The organism is Microcystis sp. LE19-10.1B (genome assembly GCF_027530565.1).
Lineage (GTDB): Bacteria > Cyanobacteriota > Cyanobacteriia > Cyanobacteriales > Microcystaceae > Microcystis > Microcystis aeruginosa.
Genome location: NZ_JAPZQM010000719.1, coordinates 1 through 1,670, shown reverse-complemented (window position 1 = coordinate 1,670; position 1,670 = coordinate 1). Strand labels below are relative to the sequence as shown.

At 33.8% G+C, this 1,670-nt stretch carries 2 protein-coding genes; one reads left to right on the top strand and one right to left on the bottom strand.

Going from position 1 to position 1,670, the window contains the following annotated elements; genetic code table 11:
* Nucleotides 1-120: 120 nt before the first annotated feature.
* Nucleotides 121-708, bottom strand: a complete 588-nt coding sequence (locus tag O9332_RS25510) for a helix-turn-helix domain-containing protein (RefSeq protein WP_288027875.1) — start codon at nt 706-708, stop codon at nt 121-123.
* Nucleotides 709-990: 282 nt separating this feature from the next.
* Here O9332_RS25510 and O9332_RS25505 point away from each other — a divergent pair, with 282 nt between their 5' ends.
* Nucleotides 991-1,377 (top strand): hypothetical protein, encoded by a 387-nt coding sequence (locus tag O9332_RS25505; protein ID WP_043999243.1) that lies wholly within the window; start codon nt 991-993, stop codon nt 1,375-1,377.
* The last annotated feature ends 293 nt before the right edge of the window (nt 1,378-1,670 follow it).

Genomic DNA, 1,670 nt, shown 5'->3' with positions numbered 1-1,670 from the left:
TTAAAGCATATCTAAAGAGTTTTGAGTTAAAAGTTAAACTTCAAGTTTTCATTCAGGACAAATGTACTGGTTAACTAATTTTTTGGGGAAAATTAGTTAACCCATGATTATAACATATAATTAATTTGCAAGAGTTCTATTAAAACTATTTTTGATTTTATCAACCAGTTTCAAAGAAAGGGTGGTTTTACCAATTCCTTTTAAACCTAACACAGTAACCAAACGGTATTTCTCCGCAACTATCCAAGTTTCTAGATTATTTAATTCGGCAACTCTCCCATAAAATTGAGTTATTTCAGGAATATGACCTAAATCTAAATAAGGTTGATCGCGCTGGATTTCAGAGTGATAATTATTATTATTGAGGGAAAATGGATTATGATCACAAATATGAACATTATTAAAAGAGACTAAATCTCGTCCCATATTATTATTTATAAAGCTATGTTTCTTTAAAACTGCTCTAATATTTGATTTAGTAATATCTTCCCCTAAAACTTCTGACAAAATTTTCCATAATTCTGAAGCACTATCTCGAATATGACCTTCACTAAGATGAGATTCTTTGGCAACTTCTGAGTATTTGTAACCTTCTAAGGTCCCTTGCAAGATAGTTTTTTGAAGATAGTCTAGATGTTGATCTGTTTTGGCAAAAACCAACTCATCTAAGAGATTTAACACCGTATTAGATAGATTAGCTTGAAACATGGACTATAGATTAGGTAAGTTTTTTACTTATTTTAGCTGATATTTCCGATATTTCAGATCAATTGTTTGGCTGTAAGTTCCGACTTTTCCGACTGACTAAACTCAAGACTACGATGTATCCTAAGTAATTAAGCAGTTTCAAGGCTTTATTTAGGCAATCTAAAGAAAATGTGTGATAGTACAGATTTTAGTATATCACAGTCAGGATGCCTAAACTGGCTTTAGGCAATGCAGTCCAGGTCACACGATCAACCATTACACAAATCAAATGAGGAGGAAAAAATGACATCAAGTTCTAAAGAAAATGTCTTAGTTGACAACTGTTTTGGTATTGTAACGAACAAAAGACTTACCTATATGGCGAAGAAAAGCTGGTTTAGTGGTGGACGAAGAGAAGATGTTCCTCTCAAGCAAGTTGTTTCAGTTCGATATGAAATGGATAGGAAAGTTGTTGGGGGACTATTCCTTGTTGTTTTAGGAATTGTCTTGATAACTGTAGTAGTGGGTATTATTCCCTTGATTTTTGGTGTTCTATTGATGTGGGGATCTCCAACGGTAAGTGTGGTTACGGCCGGAGGAACAGCAACTCCTGTCACTGGATTGCCATGGCAAAAATCAGAAGCAGAAGCGTTTGTAAATGCTGTACATGGTCAATTATTCGGTGAGTAAATCGAGTGCACAAATTGTCAAAATTTACCCAACCTTTTTGATACTTTGATAATTTCATAAATTGGTAAAGTTAGCTGGAGAATTTTTTATGGATTTGGCAAATCGTTTGCTAATAATGCCTCATTACTTGAGTTGTTTAATTTCATATTTCTTGGCTCTTCGTTACTTGTTATGGTTCGATAGGGGGGCATAAATCGACTAAATCCTTATCTGGCAAGAGACTTAATTGATTAGTTCGCTCTAGATAAAAAACAATTGACAAAAATCGCTAAATGCCTTTCTCTATAAGGGTT